Source organism: Pseudomonas sp. BF-R-19, from assembly GCF_019956445.1.
Taxonomy (GTDB): Bacteria; Pseudomonadota; Gammaproteobacteria; order Pseudomonadales; family Pseudomonadaceae; genus Aquipseudomonas; species Aquipseudomonas fluorescens_BH.
The window spans coordinates 125384-143670 of the sequence record NZ_JAHBDN010000081.1 but is presented as its reverse complement, the minus strand read 5'-3'; the positions used below and the strand labels follow the sequence as shown (position 1 = coordinate 143670).

The following is an 18287-nucleotide window of genomic DNA, read 5'->3' as shown; positions in this document are numbered from 1 at the left end:
GAAAGCGATCTGTCAGTCGACTTTGATTCTGACTGGAATGACGCCTTCGCGAGCAAGCCCGCTCCCACATTTTTTATGCCGCGCCGTCGAGGAATTGCTCGGCGTAGTGGCAAGCCACCTGGCGGCCGGCGAGCAGGCGCAGGGGCGGCTCTTCAGTGCTGCATCGCTCGGTGGCGTACGGGCAGCGCTTGTGGAAGGCGCAGCCGGACGGCGGGTTCAGCGGGTTGGGCAGTTCGCCGACGATCTTGATTTTCGGCTTGTTCGGATCCGGGTGGATGGCCGGCGTCGCCGACAACAGCGCCTGGGTGTAGGGGTGCAGGGGACGGGAGTAAATGTCCTCTTTCGTGCCCATTTCCACCGGGCGACCGAGGTACATCACCATCACGTGGTCGGCAACGTGACGTACCACCGCCAGGTTGTGGGAGATGAACACATAGGCGGTGTTGAACTCTTGCTGCAAATCCATGAACAGGTTGAGCACCTGCGCCTGAATCGACACGTCCAGCGCCGAGGTCGGTTCGTCCGCCACCAGCACTTTCGGTTGCAGCATCATTGCACGGGCCAGGGCGATCCGCTGGCGCTGACCGCCGGAGAACATGTGCGGGTAACGCTGGTAGTGCTCGGGACGCAAGCCCACCTGCTTCATCATCGCCTGGACTTTCTCACGACGTTCCGCGGCGCTCAGGTTGGTGTTGATCAGTAATGGCTCTGCAAGCTGATCACCGACTTTCTGCCGTGGGTTCAACGAGGCGTACGGGCTCTGGAACACCATCTGCACGTCTTTGCGCAGTTGCTTGCGCTGGGCCTTGTCAGCGCCGGCGACTTCCTGGCCGGCGATTTTCAAGGAGCCGGAGGACGGTTCTTCGATCAGGGTCAGGGCACGGGCCAGGGTGGATTTGCCGCAACCCGATTCGCCTACGACAGCGAGGGTCTTGCCGGCTTCCAGTTCGAACGACACGCCGTTGAGGGCGCGCACGGTGGCGTGCCCCTTGAACAGGCCTCGGGACACCTCGTAGTGACGGGTCAGGTCGCGGGCGGTAAGAACGACGGCCATTACGCCACCTCCTGGTTCAGCGGGTAGAAGCAGCGAGCGAGGCTGTTGCTTTTCTGGTCAAGGGCCGGACGTTGTTGACGGCAGTTGTCTTTCACGTACGGGCAGCGCGGCGACAGCAGGCAACCCTGCGGACGGTCGTAGCGACCGGGAACGATGCCCGGCAGGGTCGACAGGCGCGCGGCGCCCAGGCTGTGTTCCGGAATCGCCTTGAGCAGCGCTTCGCTGTACGGGTGCGCCGGGATGTCGAACAGTTGCGGCACCTGACCGACTTCGACCGCCTGGCCTGCGTACATCACGCACACGCGCTGGGCGGTTTCGGCCACGACGGCGAGGTCGTGGGTGATCAGCACCAGGCCCATGTTCTGCTCTTTCTGCAATGCCAGCAGCAGGTCCATGATCTGCGCCTGGATGGTGACGTCCAGTGCCGTGGTCGGTTCGTCGGCGATCAGCAGTTTCGGTTCACCGGCAATCGCCATGGCAATCGCGACACGCTGGCTCATACCACCGGACAGTTGATGCGGGTAGGCGTCCATACGGCTGGCGGCACCCGGGATCTCGACTTTTTCCAGCAGTTCGATGGCGCGCTTGCGGGCGGCTTTGCCGGACATTTTCAGGTGCAGGCGCAGCACTTCTTCGATCTGGAAGCCGACGGTGTAGCTCGGGTTCAGCGCGGTCATCGGATCCTGGAAGACCATGGACAGGTCTTTACCGACGATCTGCCGACGCTGGCGATTGTTGAGCTTGAGCATGTTCTTGCCGTCGAAATTCAGGGCGTCGGCGGTGACGATCCCCGGATGTTCGATCAAGCCCATCAGCGCCATCATGGTCACGGACTTGCCGGAACCCGATTCGCCAACGATGGCCAGCACTTCGCCCTTGTCCACTTGCAGGTCGAGGCCATCGACCACTGGCGTGGCATTTTTGTCGCCGAAGCGAACATTGAGATTCTTGATTTCTAGCAGTGACATGGGAATCTCCTCAGGCGGCGTTCTTGAGTTTCGGGTCCAGCGCGTCGCGCAGGCCGTCACCCATCAAGTTGATTGCCAGCACGCTGAGCAAAATGGTCAAACCAGGCAGGCTCACCACCCACCAGGCGCGTTCGATGTAGTCGCGGGCCGAAGCCAGCATGGTGCCCCACTCAGGGGTTGGCGGTTGTACGCCAAGGCCGAGGAAGCCCAGTGCGGCGGCATCGAGGATTGCCGAAGAGAAGCTCAGGGTGGCCTGAACGATCAGCGGCGCCATGCAGTTAGGCAGCACGGTAACGAACATCAGGCGCGGCAGGCCGGCACCGGCCAGGCGCGCGGCTGTCACGTAGTCGCGGTTCAGTTCGCCCATCACCGCAGCACGGGTCAGACGAACGTAGGACGGCAGGGACACCACGGCGATGGCGATCACGGTGTTGATCAGGCCAGGGCCGAGGATGGCGACGATCGCCACGGCCAGCAGCAGGGACGGCAGGGCCAGCATGATGTCCATCAGGCGCATGATGGTCGGGCCGAGCACGCGCGGGAAGAACCCGGCGAGCAGGCCCAGCAGGATGCCCGGAATCAGCGACATCACCACCGACGACAAACCGATCATCAGCGACAGGCGCGAACCATTGATCAGGCGCGACAGCAGGTCGCGTCCCAGTTCGTCGGTGCCGAGCAGGAATTGCAGTTGCCCACCTTCCAGCCAGGCCGGCGGGGTCAGCAGGAAATCGCGGTACTGCTCGCTCGGATCGTGGGGGGCAACCCACGGGGCGAAGATGGCGCAGAAAATCACCAGCAGCATGAACATCAGGCCGGCGACGGCACCTTTGTTCTTGGAGAACGCTTGCCAGAATTCTTTGTACGGTGACGGGTACAGCAGGCTTTGATCGACTGCTACCGATGGAATTGGAGTGGTCATGTTCATGATCTCAGCGCTGATGACGGATGCGTGGGTTGGCAAAGCCGTAGAGGATGTCCACTACGAAGTTGACCACAATCACCAGGCAGGCGATTAACAGGATGCCGTTTTGCACGACGGGGTAATCCCGGGCGCCAATGGCTTCGATCAGCCATTTGCCGATGCCCGGCCACGAGAAGATGGTTTCGGTGAGGACCGCACCGGCCAGCAGGGTGCCGACTTGCAGGCCGACCACGGTCAGTACCGGAATCAGCGCGTTACGCAGACCGTGCACGAACACCACGCGCGATGGCGACAGGCCCTTGGCCTTGGCGGTGCGAATGTAGTCTTCACGCAGCACTTCGAGCATCGAGGAACGGGTCATCCGCGCGATCACCGCCAGCGGGATGGTGCCCAGCACGATGGCCGGCAGGATCAGGTGATGCAGGGCATCCAGGAACGCGCCGACGTCATCGGCCAGCAGCGTGTCGATCAGCATGAAGCCGGTGCGTGGCTCGATGTCGTACAGCAGGTCGATCCGCCCGGAAACCGGAGTCCAGCCAAGGCTCACCGAGAAGAACATGATCAGGATCAGGCCCCACCAGAAGATCGGCATCGAGTATCCCGCCAGGGAGACGCCCATCACCCCGTGGTCGAACAGGGACCCTCGCTTGAGTGCCGCGATCACCCCGGCCAGAAGGCCCAGGATGCCGGCGAACAACAGGGCGGCCATGGACAGTTCCAGGGTCGCGGGGAACAGGGAGGTGAACTCGCTCCACACGCTTTCACGGGTACGCAGGGATTCCCCGAGATCGCCGTGGGCCAGCTTGCCGATGTAATCCAGGTACTGGGCATACAGGGGTTTGTTCAGACCTAGGCGTTCCATTGCCTGAGCGTGCATTTCGGGATCGACCCTACGTTCTCCCATCATGACTTCTACGGGGTCGCCCGGGATCATGCGAATCAACGCGAAAGTCAGCAAGGTGATGCCGAAGAACGTGGGGATCAACAACCCCAGTCGGCGGGCAATAAAACTAAACATCGTGTGTTGTACCTCATCAGCCGGTTAGGCGTGCCCGGCATGCCTGGGTCAGGAATGCCGGGAGTTTTCTTATTACTTCACCTGGGTGGTGGCGAAGTTATTCGTGGTGAGGGGGCTAATGTGATAGCCCTCTACGTTGTTGCGCATTGCGGTAAACATTCTAGTGTGTGCCATGCTGATCCACGGCTGGTCCTGGTTGAAAATAACCTGCGCCTGCTCGTACAGGGCTGCACGCTCGGCCGGGTCGGTTTTTTCCCGGGCCTGATCGATCAGGGCCTGGAACTTGTCATTGCACCAGCGTGCGTAGTTTTCGCCGTTCTTGGCCGCTTCACAACTGAGCATAGGCGTCAGGAAGTTATCCGGGTCGCCGTTATCGCCCGCCCATCCGGCGGAAACCATATCGTGCTCGCCGTTTTTCGCGCGCTTGAGCATTTCGCCCCATTCCATCACGCGGATGTCGATCTTGATCCCGACCTTGGCCAGGTCAGCCTGCATCATCTGCGCGCCGAGCATCGGGTTAGGGTTGGTTGCACCGCCTCCGTTGCGGGTGAACAGGGTGAAGGTGGTGCCTTCCGGTACGCCGGCTTCCTTGAGCAGGGCGCGGGCCTTGTCCAGGTCACGGGCCGGGTTCTTCAGTGTGTGGTTGTAGCCCAGCAGGGTGTCCGGGAACGGGTTGACTGCGGCTGTTGCATTGCCCTTGCCGAACAGCGCGTTGACAGCCGCTTCCTTGTCGAAGGCGATGTCGATGGCTTTACGCACTCGCACATCGCTCAGGTACTTGTGCGTGGTGTTGATGGCGATGTACGCGACGGTCATCGCATTCAGTTCATCGACTTTCAGCTTGTCGTCTTTCTTGATGCTCGGAATGTCATCCGGCTTCGGATACAGCGCGACCTGGCACTCGTTGGCCTTGAGCTTTTGCAGGCGCACGTTGTTGTCGGTGGCGATGGCCAGGATCAGCGCCTCGGCTGGTGGCTTGCCGCGGAAGTAGTCCGGGTTGGCCTTGAAGCGAACCTGGGCGTCCTTGTTGTAGCGCTGGAAGACGAACGGGCCGGTGCCGACTGGCTTGTTGTTGAGGTCGCCGGTCTTGTTGGCCTTGAGCAGCTGGTCAGCGTATTCAGCGGAGTAGATCGACGAGAAGGCCATGGCGATGTCGGCCAGGAACGGCGCTTCGCGACGGGTCAGGGTGAACTTGACCGTGTTGTCGTCGACTTTCTCGACGCTCTTGAGCAGTTCCTTGAAGCCCATGCTTTCAAAGTACGGGAAGCCCACGCTCGACAGTTTGTGCCATGGATGATTCGGGTCCAGCTGACGCTGGAAACTCCAGACCACGTCGTCGGCATTCATGTCGCGGGTCGGCTTGAAGTAGTCGGTGGTGTGGAACTTGACACCTTTACGCAGATGGAACGTGTAGCTCAGGCCGTCTTCGCTGATGTCCCAGGAGTCGGCCAGTGCCGGAATCACGTCGGTGGTACCGGGCTTGAAGTCCGCCAGGCGATTGAAGATGGTTTCGGCCACGGCATCGGCGGTGACTGCAGTCGTGTACTGGACCATGTCGAAGCCTTCGGGGCTGGCTTCCGTGCAAACCACCAGGGGTTTGGCCGAAACGCCGACAGCGACACTGAGCAACGCGGCCGCGATGGCCGCACGTAGGGGAAGCATTTTCATCAAGAACCCTCTGCAATCAGTTAAAAGACAAAAGCCGAACGACCGATTCGTCATTGAATCAGCCGTTCGGCACGTGCATTACAGGATGTTGAACGGAACCGTGGTCACGAGACGGAACTCGTTGATGCTGCCGTCAGCCTGGTTTTCGCTGGCACGGTGAGCGGTGTAGGTGCCGCGGATCGTGGTGGCCTTGAGCGGGCCGCTCTGCACGGCGTAGGTCGCGCCGATGCCGTATTCATAGTGGTGTTCGCCATCCTGGGACTGGATGCCGTCGTAACCCTTGCCTGCCACGCCGCCGTTGCCGGTGTAGTGAGTACCGTCGATACCCCAGCCGCGAGCCTGGTAGATGTTGAACTTCAGGCCTGGCACGCCGTATTCGGCCATGTTCAGACCGTAGGCAACCTGGAACGATTTTTCGTTCGGGCCGTTGAAGTCCGACAGCAGGGAGTTGGCCAGGTAGATGCCGTTGGTTTCGTGCAGGTAGTCGAAGTACTCGTTACCGTTCACTTCCTGGTACGAGAAAGTCAGGGTGTGGGCCTGGTGGGTCAGGCCGAACGACAGCGAGTAGGTGTCGTTGTCGATATCGCCGATCAGGGCTTTACCGGTTTCCTTGGTTTTGTAGTAGTTCAGGCCGGTGGTCAGGCTCAGTACCTGGCTGTCGCCCAGTACGTGGGAGGCGCCGAAGTAATACTGGTTCCAGATGTCTTCAGCCTGGGTCGCCCAGAGGCTGGTGGTCAGGCTGGCGAACGGGTTGTAAGTGATGCCGCCGGTGTAGACGTGGTCGGTTTCGACGATGCCGTTGGCGTATTCGGTGCGGAATTTGCGCTGGCTTTCTTCGGTACGCGGTGAGTTGCGGTCGAAAGTGGCCAGGTCGAAGGCCAGGTTGTTCAGCTCTTCGCTGTGGAGGGCCACGCCCTGGAAGCTCGAAGGCAGTGCGCGGTTGCCGATCACGTCGACCATCGGGCTGCTGAAGTTCATGCGTCCGGCGGTCAGGGTGCTGTTGGAGACACGGGCCTTGACGTTGGCCAGGCCCAGTTTGCTCCACTGACCTTGAGCGTCGCCGCCCTCTTTGGTCAGGGTACGGTTGTTGCCCGCGCCTGGACGAGTGCCCGGTGCGCCACCGTTGTTGGATGCCAGGTCTTTGCGGTCCCGGTCCAGGGCAACGGCGTTGTAGGCGGCGATTTCAGTGCTGAAACCGACAGTGCCTTCGGTGAAGCCCGAGTTGTACTTGAGGATGGTGCCCTGGACCCAGTTGATCCGGCGATCGGTCGGGGTCGAAACGCCGTCCTTCTTGTAGGCGAACTTGGCGCCGCGTTGCAGTTGCTCGTTGGCGTACCAGTTACGCGTGGTGCCGGTGATCGACTGGCCTTCGACAAAGCCGTTGGCTTCGCTTTGGGCGCTTTTCTCGTTCACGGTAACCGGGGTGAAAGCCTGGCTTTGGGTTTCTGCGTAAGCCGTGGCGGTTACGCTGCTTATGGCCAAGGCCAATAATGCGGTGCTGCTCAGTTTCATGGGTAAAGCTCCTTACTTTCTTTTTTTATGCCGGTCTTTTTTTGTGATCCGGCTATTGGTTTAGAACTCATTCACGGCATCGCAAACGTTTGCTGTAAGCCAAATTGGCAAAAGACGGCAAAGCGTCTGCGTGAGGGCGGAAAATCCGCCCCCCGGCATTTCTGGCTAATCGGTTATTTTTCTATGCTGACACCCGAGAAAACGTTGCGACCGAACGGGCTCACCTTGAACCCTTCGATTTTGGCGCTCAGCGGCTGGTTGACCGTTGAGTGGGCGACTGGCGTGATCGGCACTTGCTGCTTGAGGTACTGCTGCGCCTGTTTGTAGAGCAGAGTGCGCTGGTCGCGGTCGGTGACGACCTTGGCCTGCTTGATCAGCTTGTCGTAAGCCGGATCACACCACATCGAGTAGTTGTTACCGCCAATGGCGTCGCAACTGTAGAGCGTGCCCAGCCAGTTGTCCGGGTCCCCGTTGTCACCGGTCCAGCCAATCAGGCTGATGTCATGCTCGCCATTCTTGGTGCGCTTGATGTACTCGCCCCACTCATAGCTGACGATCTTGACCTTGAGGCCGATCTTCGCCCAGTCAGCCTGGAGCATCTCGGCCATCAACTTGGCGTTGGGGTTGTACGGACGCTGGACCGGCATGGCCCAGAGGGTGATTTCGGTGCCTTCCTTGACGCCGGCAGCCTTGAGCAATTCCTTGGCTTTTTCCGGGTTGTAGGCGGCGTCCTTGATCGTGTCGTCGTAGGACCATTGGGTCGGCGGCATGGCGTTGACCGCCAGTTGCCCCGCACCCTGGTAGACGGCATTGAGAATGCCTTGCTTGTTCACCGCCATGTCCAGCGCCTGGCGTACTTCGAGCTGGTCGAACGGTTTGTGGCGCACGTTGTAGGCGATGTAGCCGAGGTTGAAACCCGGCTTCTCGATCAGTTGCAGGGCTGGGTCGTTCTTCAGCGCGGTTACATCGGCAGGGCGCGGGTGCAAGGTGATCTGGCACTCGCCGGCCTTGAGTTTCTGCACGCGTACCGAGGCGTCGGTGTTGATGGCGAAAATCAGGTTGTCGAGCTTGACCCGGCTCGGGTCCCAGTAATGCTGGTTGCCGGTGTAACGGATGTTCGAGTCTTTCTGGTAGCTCTTGAACACGAACGGCCCGGTGCCGATCGGCTTCTGGTTGATGTCGCTCGGCTTGCCCTCGGCCAGCAGCTGGTCGGCGTATTCGGCCGAAAGGATGGCGGCGAAGCTCATGGCGATGTTCTGGATGAACGCGGCGTCCACACTGTTGAGCGTAAAGACCACGGTCAGCGGCCCGGTCTTTTCGACCTTGGCGATATTCTTGTTCAGGCTCATGCCGTTGAAGTACGGAAACTCTGTCGGATAAGCCTTACGGAAAGGTTGTTGCGGATCGAGCATGCGATTGAAGGTGAACAGCACGTCATCGGCGTTGAAATCGCGGGTCGGCGTGAAGTACTTGGTGGTATGAAACTTCACCCCTTCGCGCAGGTGAAAGGTGTATTTGAGGCCGTCTTCGGAAATATCCCAGCTCGTGGCCAAGCCCGGTACGACGTTGGTCGCGCCTTTTTCAAACTCGGCCAACCGGTTGTACAGCGGCTCAGCGGCGTCGTTGTCGGTCGCAGTGGTGTACTGCGCCGTGTCGAAACCGGCGGGGCTGCCTTCGGAGCAGAACACCAGGCTGTTGTTGGCGGCCTGGCTGATGGAAGTGGCGGCCAACAGGCCGGTGCCCAGCAATGCGGATAAAACCAGGGTATGGCGCATAACGCTTCCTTTTCTCTCAAAGTGTTGTCAATGAGCCGCCGTCCCGTGCGCGGACGTAGAGGCATCACTGATTTCAAGCCATGCACACAGCAGTAACCGATGACCCACGCATGCACTGGTCGGATCCCGACGGTATGAGCCACGGGTCCGGCAGTAAATGCGTAGAGTCCTAAAGACTCGTAGGAAATGGCGACGCGTCCTCCCCCGATGCTGTAGTCAGCTGCGGATTTGGATGTAGGCGAATTCCTGCTTTCTCGGTAGATAAAGCAACGGCGACGTCAGAAACGTCGCCGTTGCAAAACCTTATTTGCTGACGCTGACGCCGTAGAAGGAGTTCAAGCCAAATGGGCTGATCTTGAAGTCCTGCACGTTGGCGCGCATGGGTTGGAACACCGTCGAGTGAGCGATAGGTGTCATAGGCACAGCATCTTTGAGGACGTGTTGCGCTTGTTTGTAGAGCTCGGTGCGCTTGCCTTGGTCTGAAGTGCGCTTGGCTTGCTTGACGATGTCGTCAAACTTCTTGTCGCACCATTTGGAGAAGTTGTTGCCTTCCAGCGAGTCGCAGCCGAACAGCACGTTCAGCCAGTTGTCCGGATCACCATTGTCGCCGCTCCAGCCAATCAGCATTGCCTGGTTCTCGCCACCTTTGGAGCGCTTGATGTACTCGCCCCACTCGTAGCTCTGGATCTTGACCTTGAGGCCGATCTTGGACCAGTCGGACTGCAGCATTTCTGCCATCAGCTTGGCGTTCGGGTTGTATGGACGCTGTACCGGCATCGCCCACAGAACGATCTCGGTGCCATCTTTGACGCCGGCTTCCTTGAGCAGCTCCTTGGCTTTCTCAGGGTTGTACGGCGCATCCTTGATGGTGGTGTCGTAGGACCACTGGGTCGGCGGCATGGCGTTGACGGCCAGTTGGCCGGCGCCCTGGTACACGGAGTCGATGATCTGTTGCTTGTTGACCGCCATGTCCATTGCCTGACGCACCTTCAGGTCAGCCAGCGGGTTCGCATCGGTTTGACCCTTGACCTTGGGCATCACGTTGTAGGCGATGTAGCCCAGGTTGAAACCGGCCTGGTCAGGCAGTTTCAGGTCCTTGTCTTCCTTCAGCGCCTTCAGGTCAGCCGGACGAGGGAACAGGGTGACCTGGCACTCATTCTTCTTCAGCTTCTGGATACGTACCGACGGGTCGGTGGTGATGGCGAAGATCAGGTTGTCGATCTTCACGTCGTCAGGCTTCCAGTAGTCCTTGTTCCCGGTGTAGCGGATGTTGGAGTCTTTCTGGTAGCTCTTGAACACGAACGGGCCGGTGCCGATCGGCTTCTGGTTGATGTCGGCGGTCTTGCCATCCTTGAGCAGCTGGGCAGCGTACTCGGCGGACTGGATCGAGGCGAAGCTCATGGCCATGTTCTGGATGAACGCGGCATCAACGTCTTTGAGGGTGAACTTGACCGTGTGGTCGTCGACTTTATCGATCTTGGTGATGTTGGTATCCATCCCCATGTCGGTGAAGTACGGGAATTCGGTCGGGTACGCTTTGCGGAACGGGTCATCCTTGTTAATCATGCGATTAAAGGTGAACAGCACGTCGTCGGCGTTGAACTCACGAGTTGGCTTGAAATACGGGGTGTTGTGGAATTTGACGCCTTCACGCAGGTGAAAGGTGTAGCTCAGGCCGTCATCGGAGATGTCCCACTTGGTCGCCAAACCAGGAATAACGGCGGTGCCGCCGCGCTCGAACTGGGTGAGGCGGTTGAACATGGTTTCTGCAGAGGCGTCGAAGTCGGTTCCGGTGGTGTATTGACCTGGATCGAAACCGGCCGGGCTCCCTTCGGAGCAGAACACCAGGTTAGTCGCTGCTTGGGCGAACGGTGCGCTGGCTAACAAGCTTGCGCCAACTAAGAACGGAATGACCGCGTGTTTAAGCATGGTGGCCTCATGATTTGTTGTCATTTTTGGAATTAGAGGACGACCTCGTGAGTCGTGCCTGCGGATACTTATGCAGGGGCCATACCCAATGCAAGATCCAGAGTGACTACAAGCCTTAAACGGTGGCACGAACGTACCTTAATGTCGCATTTGTATAAATCCTGACGCATTTGACCGTTTGCGCGGTGTTTTTACGGTGCAATTGGCGCACTTTGGTGGTGCGTCAGGAAGCTTGGTTGCTCCCGGGTGGGGCGAGGTGTTACTTATTCATACCCCCGTTTTGTGGGGTGGGTATGGCGTGAACAAGAGTGGTTATTGTTGCACCGATAGTGGCCAATCGAACTCAGTTGCACCCGGTGCAACTGCCGGCTTTTCCCGGTGGACTCTCCAGTTATAGCTCATGCCTGAAAACTGCCCAAAAAAAAGGCGATCATCTGAGTGATCGCCGTTTTTTGTTCAGGGGCTACCGAATCAAGGCATCAGCACTTCAATCGAACCATCCGCGGTCATGCTGACCTGGCTGGTGCCGGCCTCGACATCCGGCGTCACCGGTGCGCTGTCCATGGCGGCGGCTTTCATCATCATTGGCGCGCGCAGGTAAGGCTGTGGATAACCGTTGCTGTTGAGGTTCAGGTTGACGATTTTGTAGCTCTTGCCGCCCAGAGCATCAGTCGCAAGCTGGGCGCGGGCCTTGAAGGCAGTCACGGCGTCCTTGAGCAAGGCGTCTTCGCTGGCCTTGCGGGTCGGGGTGGCGATGACGAAGTCCATGCCGCCCATTTTCAGGTCGGTGAGCAGTTCGCCGGTCAGCTTCGACAGCGCGGCGAAGTCCGGGCTTTCCAGGCGCAATTCGGCGCGCTCGCGCCAGCCGGTGATTTTCTGGCCCTTGGTGTCGTAGATCGGGTAGCTGTTGCGGCTGCCCTGGCGCAGGGTGATGTCCTTGACTTGCTTGGCCCGGGCCAGCGCCTTGTTCATGGTGGTGCTGACGTCGGCGGCGAGTTTGGCCGGGTCGGTGTTCTGTTCTTCGGTGTAGAGGGTCACGATCATCAGGTCGCGGGCCACTTCCTGACTGACTTCGGCGCGCAGGGAAATCTGGTTGTAATGAAGCTCGTCGGCGGCCAGGGCCGGGAGGCTGGCGACGGTGCCAACGCTCAGGGCGAGGAGGGCGGCGCTGCGGCGGAATGTGTGCATGAAGGCTCCTTGAAAGGTGCGCAGGGGTATGGTCCGGGCCTGCGTGAAACCATCAGACTCTAGCTTTTATGCTCCGGTTCGCACAGTTACAACTTCTATACAGAAGCATCCCTGTAGGAGCGAGCTTGCTCGCGAAAAAACCGAAAGCGCCACAGGGTATCAGGACTCCCTCGTAATCGTTGACGACCATCGCGAGCAAGCTCGCTCCTACAGGCATGTGGCCGTTTGCCGCACTTTTGCCTGTCAGCCCCCGTGCTTGGTTATACTCCCTGCGATCCGCCTGGAGCGCTCATCAGGAGAGCTCATGCTCGCCCCCGTTCAAATCACTTCCGCCACTCGCCAGAACCTCTGGCGGCTGACGTTCATCCGCACGTTGGTGCTGGCCGCCCAGGCCGGTTCCGTTGGCCTGGCCTACTGGCTCGAATTGCTGCCACTGCCCTGGTTTCAACTGGCGGCAACGCTCGCATGTTCAATGCTGCTGTGCGTGTTCACGGCAATTCGCCTGCGCACCTCGTGGCCGGTGACCGAGCTTGAATACGCCGTGCAACTGGCCTGCGACCTGTTTATCCACAGCGCATTGCTGTACTTCTCCGGTGGCTCGACCAACCCCTTCGTCTCCTATTACCTGGTGCCGCTGACCATTGCCGCGGTGACGTTGCCATGGCGTTATTCGGTGATCCTGTCGGGTATCGCGCTGACGATGTACACGCTGTTGCTGGCGCAGTTCTACCCGCTGCAAACCTTCCCGATCGCTCGGGAAAACCTGCAGGTGTATGGGATGTGGTTGAGCTTCGCCCTTGCCGCCGCAGTGATCACCTTCTTCGCCGCGCGCATGGCCGAAGAGCTGCGTCGCCAGGAAGAGCTGCGCGCCATTCGTCGCGAAGAAGGCCTGCGCGATCAGCAACTGCTGGCCGTGGCCACCCAGGCCGCCGGCGCGGCCCATGAGCTGGGCACGCCGCTGGCGACCATGAGTGTGCTTCTCAAGGAAATGCGTCAGGATCATCATGATCCGATGTTGCAGGACGACCTTAGCGTGCTGCAGGATCAGGTCAAGCTGTGCAAGCAAACCTTGCAGCAACTGGTGCGCGCCGCCGAGGCCAATCGCCGGTTGGCGGTGGAGATGCAGGACGTCACCGATTGGCTTGATGAAGCCCTCAATCGCTGGCACCTGATGCGCCCGGAAGCCAGTTATCGCTTCCAGCGCCTCGGCCAGGGCCCGGTCCCCCGCATGGCGCCGCCGCCAGACCTGACCCAGGCTTTGCTGAATCTGTTGAACAACGCTGCCGATGCCTGCCCCGAAGGGCTGCAAGTGACGCTGGACTGGGATTGGGAAAACCTCACCATCAGCATCCGTGACCATGGCGCCGGTGTGCCGCTGGCCATCGCCGAGCAAATCGGCAAACCGTTTTTTACCACCAAGGGCAAAGGCTTCGGCCTGGGCCTGTTTTTGAGCAAGGCCAGCGTGACACGCGCCGGCGGCTCAGTGAAACTCTACAGTCATGAGGAAGGTGGCACGCTCACCGAGCTGCGCCTGCCCCGTGTCGCCCGAGGAGACGAACATGAGTGAAGAGATCCAAGTCGAAGGCGAAGAACTGCCGCATTTGTTGCTGGTCGATGACGACGCCACATTCACCCGCGTCATGGCTCGCGCCATGGCCCGCCGCGGTTTTCGCGTCAGCACTGCCGGTTCCGCCGAGGAAGGCCTGGAGCTGGCCAAGGCCGATCTGCCGGATTACGCCGCCCTGGACCTGAAGATGGACGGCGATTCCGGCCTGGTGCTGCTGCCAAAATTGCTGGAAATGGACCCGGAAATGCGCGTGGTGATCCTCACCGGTTACTCGAGCATTGCCACCGCCGTGGAGGCGATCAAGCGCGGTGCCTGCAACTACCTGTGCAAACCGGCGGACGCCGACGACGTGCTGGCGGCGCTGCTGTCCGAGCACGCCGACCTCGACAGCCTGGTGCCGGAAAACCCGATGTCCGTGGACCGCCTGCAGTGGGAGCACATCCAGCGCGTGCTGACCGAGCACGAAGGCAACATCTCCGCCACGGCCCGTGCCCTGGGCATGCACCGCCGCACCCTGCAGCGCAAACTGCAGAAGCGTCCCGTTCGCCGCTGAACATGCGCTGAACGAATGCGGGCCGTATCTCGCGACAAACCGGACCGATCATCTATGATCGGTTCGTGTGTGTGTTTTTCTCTATCGAGCCTTATCCATGAATCAGAACGCTGAGTATTCCGCGGTCAACGACGCCGTGCGCGGGCAGTTTTTTCGCAAAGTGTGGGCGATGATCACGCCTTACTGGCGCAGTGAAGAGAAGGTCAAGGCCTGGACACTGTTGATCGCGGTGATTGCGCTGTCGCTGATCAGCGTGGGGATCTCGGTGTGGTTCAACACTTGGTACAAGGACTTCTACAACGCCCTGCAAAAGAAGGATGAAGCCGCATTCTGGCAGTTGATCCTGTACTTCTGCGCGATTGCGGCGGTGGCGATCGTCGGCGCGGTGTATCGGCTGTACCTGACGCAGATGCTGACGATCCGCTGGCGGGCGTGGCTTACTGAAAAGCACTTTGCACGCTGGCTCGCCGACAAGAATTACTACCAGCTGGAGCAGGGCGGTTACACCGATAACCCGGACCAGCGGATTTCCGAAGACCTCAACAACTTCACCTCCAACACCCTTGAGCTGGGAATCGGGCTGCTGCGCAATATCGTCAGCCTGGTGTCGTTCTCGATCATTCTGTGGGGCGTGTCGGGCAGCATTGAAGTATTCGGCATCACCATTCCCGGCTACATGTTCTGGTGCGTGCTGGTTTACGCGGTGGTCGGCAGCTGGTTGACGCATTTGATCGGTCGTCGCCTGATCGGCCTGAACAACCAGCAACAACGCTTCGAAGCCGACCTGCGTTTCTCCATGGTGCGAATTCGCGAGAATGCCGAAAGCATCGCGTTGTACAACGGCGAGCCGAACGAAAATCGTCGGTTGAGCAGCCGCTTCGGGATGGTCTGGCATAACTTCTGGGACATCATGAAAGTGTCCAAGCGCCTGACGTTCTTCACCGCCGGTTACAGTCAGGCCGCCATCATCTTCCCGTTCATGGTTGCCGCGCCGCGTTATCTCTCCGGCAAGATCGAACTGGGCGAACTGATGCAAATCAGCTCGGCATTCGGCAATGTGCAGGAAAGCTTCAGCTGGTTTATCAGTGCGTACCAGAGCCTCGCTTCCTGGCGCGCCACCTGCGATCGTCTGCTGAGTTTCCATCAGGCCATGCGTGACAACGAAGAGCGTGCGCCGGCCATCGACGTACAGAATTCGGGCTCGGTGCTGAAGGTGCACAACCTCGGCCTCGACCTGGCTGAAGGTCGTCACCTGCTGACCAACGCCGACATGACCGTGAAGGAGGGCGAGCGTGTGATGCTCAGCGGTCGTTCCGGCAGCGGCAAGTCGACCCTGCTGCGGGCGATGGGGCATCTGTGGCCGACCGGCCACGGCAGTATTCGCCTGCCATCGGCGCGCTACCTGTTCCTGCCGCAAAAACCGTATTTGCCGATTGGCACCCTGCGTGATGTCCTGAGTTATCCACAGCCCGGCGATACCTATCCGAACGAGCGCTACGCGCAGGTGCTGGAAACCTGCCGCTTGCCGCACCTGATTGCCCGTCTCGACGAAGCCAACCACTGGCAGCGCATGTTGTCGCCAGGTGAGCAGCAGCGCCTGGCCTTTGCCCGTGCGCTGCTTTATGCACCGCAATGGCTGTACATGGACGAAGCGACCTCGGCAATGGACGAAGAGGACGAGGCCACGCTGTATCAGGCGCTGATCGATGAGTTGCCGGGGCTGAGCATCGTCAGCGTCGGCCATCGCAGCAGCCTGAAGCGCTTCCATCCGCGGCACATCCGTATCGAGAATGGCCATCTGGTGGACCAGGCCGTGACTGCATAAACACCCCGATTCCTTGTAGGAGCAGCCGGTCGACGCTCGATTGCTCGCGATGGACTTGAACGCGCCGCGGTTACTCAGAAAGCACGCGTTATCGTTAGCCTCCATCGCGAGCAAGCTCGCTCCTACAAGGGTTAGGTGATCGTACAACTGCGTTGCGCTATGATGCACATTCAGCAGCCGAATTTTTCGAGACAGATGTTCACCATGGAAAACCCGAAGGACGCACCACGCCTCCCACGCAAGCGCCGCAGCCTCGCTCAGGAACTGGTGACGGTGCTGTCCGAGCAGATCCGCGACGGCCATCTCAAGCGTGGCGACAAATTGCCCACCGAGTCGGCCATCATGGATGCCCATGGTGTCAGCCGCACGGTGGTGCGCGAGGCGATTTCCCGTTTGCAGGCGGCAGGGCAAGTGGAAACCCGCCACGGTATCGGCACCTTCGTGCTCGACACGCCGAGCCCGAGCGGTTTCCGTATCGACCCGGCGACCGTGGTGACCTTGCGCGATGTGCTGGCGATCCTGGAACTGCGCATCAGCCTGGAAGTGGAGTCTGCCGGGCTGGCGGCGCAACGTCGCAGTGCGGAACAACTGGCCAACATGCGCGCTGCCCTCGATGCGTTGAATGAAAGCGCCGCTCACGCCAGTGACGCCGTGGCTTCGGACTTCGCCTTCCACCTTGAAATCGCGCTGTCCACCGGCAACCGTTACTTCACCGACATCATGACCCACCTGGGCACCAGCATCATTCCGCGCACACGGCTGAACTCCGCGCGCCTGGCCCATGACGACCAGCAGCACTACATGAGTCGACTGAGCCGTGAGCATGAGGAAATCTACGACGCCATTGCCCGTCAGGATTCCGATGCGGCGCGGGCCGCCATGCGTTTGCACCTGACCAACAGCCGTGAGCGGTTGCGTCATGCCCATGAAGAGGCTGAGGCGCAGCGGGTTTAGGTTTTCTGCTTTTGGTGATGGGTCGCACGATAAGCCGTCTTCGCGAGCAAGCCCGCTCCCACATTTGATTTTCAGTGGACACAGATTTTGTGAACATCCGGGATTAAATGTGGGAGCGGGCTTGCTCGCGAAGGGGCCGTAAGCCATCCCTCAAAACCTTCAGCCAGCCTCTCTTTTACTTGTCCTCCGCCACAATCTTCCGACAACGTATCTCCTGAACACCTGTTTTTCGAGGTGTGATCATTCCTTTGCTCATCCAAAGAAACCCTCTAAAACAAGGGTCCTGCGTATTCTTGTCGAACATTTTTCACCCCCCAGCGATGAAATGCTGTTGACGGTTGTATTTTTAGTTGTACGATGACCTACAACTACAGCGCAGGCTGAACGGTTTTCTCACACAACGTCGCTATCCAGGGTGTTCGAATAATGAATCCACAAGAACTGAAGTCCATCCTCTCTTCCGGTCTGCTGTCTTTCCCGGTCACCGATTTCAATGCGCAGGGCGACTTCAACCGCGCTGGCTATATCAAGCGTCTGGAATGGCTGGCCCCATACGGCGCCTCGGCTCTGTTCGCCGCAGGCGGCACCGGTGAGTTCTTCTCTCTGGCGGCCAGCGAATATTCGGAAATCATCAAGACTGCCGTCGATACCTGCGCTACCAGCGTGCCGATTCTGGCCGGTGTCGGTGGTTCGACCCGCCAGGCCATCGAATACGCACAGGAAGCCGAGCGTCTGGGCGCCAAAGGCCTGTTGCTGCTGCCGCACTACCTGACCGAAGCCAGCCAGGACGGCGTTGCCGCCCACGTTGAGGCCGTGTGCAAGTCGGTCAACATCGGCGTGGTGGTCTACAACCGTAACGTCTGCCGCCTGACCGCGCCGCTGCTGGAACGTCTGGCCGAGCGCTGCCCGAACCTGATCGGCTACAAGGATGGCCTGGGTGATATCGAGTTGATGGTGTCGATCCGTCGCCGCCTCGGTGATCGCTTCAGCTACCTGGGTGGCTTGCCGACCGCCGAAGTCTACGCCGCGGCCTACAAGGCGCTCGGCGTACCGGTCTACTCCTCGGCGGTGTTCAACTTCATCCCGAAAACCGCGATGGACTTCTACCACGCGATCGCTCGTGAAGATCACGCCACCGTCGGCAAGATCATCGATGACTTCTTCCTGCCGTACCTGGACATCCGTAACCGCAAGGCCGGTTATGCGGTGAGCATCGTCAAGGCCGGGGCAAAAATTGCCGGCTACGACGCAGGTCCTGTGCGTGCACCGCTGACCGATCTGACCGGCGAAGAGTACGAAATGCTCGCCGCGCTGATCGACAAGCAGGGTGCGCAGTAACACATCCGATTAA

General features: G+C 59.8%; 14 protein-coding genes. 5 read left to right on the top strand and 9 right to left on the bottom strand.

Annotated features, from left to right (window positions below):
- Positions 1-73 precede the first annotated feature (73 nt).
- The 9 genes from KGB28_RS23710 to KGB28_RS23670 all read right to left on the bottom strand — a co-directional run bounded on the left by KGB28_RS23710 (position 74) and on the right by KGB28_RS23670 (position 12037).
- A complete protein-coding gene (locus tag KGB28_RS23710; protein ID WP_223448115.1) occupies positions 74-1054 on the bottom strand; it encodes a peptide ABC transporter ATP-binding protein in 981 nt (326 codons plus the stop codon).
- Positions 1054-2022: an ABC transporter ATP-binding protein gene (locus tag KGB28_RS23705; protein WP_008051721.1), complete on the bottom strand. Its 969-nt coding sequence runs from the start codon at positions 2020-2022 to the stop codon at positions 1054-1056. The genes KGB28_RS23710 and KGB28_RS23705 overlap by 1 nt, the downstream gene beginning before the upstream one ends.
- A 10-nt stretch (positions 2023-2032) precedes the next feature.
- Positions 2033-2944: an ABC transporter permease subunit gene (locus KGB28_RS23700; RefSeq protein WP_150727462.1), complete on the bottom strand. Its 912-nt coding sequence runs from the start codon at positions 2942-2944 to the stop codon at positions 2033-2035.
- Between the two features lie 10 nt (positions 2945-2954).
- On the bottom strand, positions 2955-3965 hold the full coding sequence (locus tag KGB28_RS23695) for an ABC transporter permease subunit (protein WP_150727461.1): 1011 nt from the start codon (positions 3963-3965) through the stop codon (positions 2955-2957).
- A gap of 72 nt (positions 3966-4037) precedes the next feature.
- A complete protein-coding gene (locus KGB28_RS23690) occupies positions 4038-5633 on the bottom strand; it encodes an ABC transporter substrate-binding protein (RefSeq protein WP_223448114.1) in 1596 nt (531 codons plus the stop codon).
- Positions 5634-5711: 78 nt separating this feature from the next.
- The gene (locus tag KGB28_RS23685) at positions 5712-7145 is read right to left on the bottom strand and encodes an OprD family porin (protein WP_223448113.1); all 1434 of its coding nucleotides are present in this window, start codon (positions 7143-7145) and stop codon (positions 5712-5714) included.
- Between the two features lie 173 nt (positions 7146-7318).
- Complete coding sequence (locus tag KGB28_RS23680) at positions 7319-8920, bottom strand: ABC transporter substrate-binding protein (RefSeq protein WP_150754362.1); 1602 nt, start codon at positions 8918-8920, stop codon at positions 7319-7321.
- Positions 8921-9223: 303 nt separating this feature from the next.
- Positions 9224-10849: an ABC transporter substrate-binding protein gene (locus tag KGB28_RS23675; RefSeq protein ID WP_223448112.1), complete on the bottom strand. Its 1626-nt coding sequence runs from the start codon at positions 10847-10849 to the stop codon at positions 9224-9226.
- A gap of 471 nt (positions 10850-11320) precedes the next feature.
- A complete protein-coding gene (locus tag KGB28_RS23670) occupies positions 11321-12037 on the bottom strand; it encodes an SIMPL domain-containing protein (RefSeq protein ID WP_223448111.1) in 717 nt (238 codons plus the stop codon).
- Between the two features lie 304 nt (positions 12038-12341).
- On the opposite strand from KGB28_RS23670, the gene KGB28_RS23665 reads away from it, so the two are divergent.
- From KGB28_RS23665 to kdgD, 5 genes are all read left to right on the top strand, one after another.
- A complete protein-coding gene (locus KGB28_RS23665) occupies positions 12342-13604 on the top strand; it encodes an ATP-binding protein (RefSeq protein ID WP_008051702.1) in 1263 nt (420 codons plus the stop codon).
- On the top strand, positions 13597-14157 hold the full coding sequence (locus tag KGB28_RS23660) for a response regulator transcription factor (protein WP_007973041.1): 561 nt from the start codon (positions 13597-13599) through the stop codon (positions 14155-14157). The genes KGB28_RS23665 and KGB28_RS23660 overlap by 8 nt, the downstream gene beginning before the upstream one ends.
- Positions 14158-14254: 97 nt before the next feature.
- Entirely contained in the window at positions 14255-15982 is a 1728-nt protein-coding gene (locus tag KGB28_RS23655; RefSeq protein WP_095942366.1) for an ABC transporter ATP-binding protein/permease, read from the top strand.
- Between the two features lie 204 nt (positions 15983-16186).
- Complete coding sequence (locus KGB28_RS23650; protein WP_223448110.1) at positions 16187-16936, top strand: FadR/GntR family transcriptional regulator; 750 nt, start codon at positions 16187-16189, stop codon at positions 16934-16936.
- Between the two features lie 426 nt (positions 16937-17362).
- On the top strand, positions 17363-18274 hold the full coding sequence (gene kdgD, locus KGB28_RS23645; RefSeq protein ID WP_007976489.1) for a 5-dehydro-4-deoxyglucarate dehydratase: 912 nt from the start codon (positions 17363-17365) through the stop codon (positions 18272-18274).
- Positions 18275-18287 lie beyond the last annotated feature (13 nt).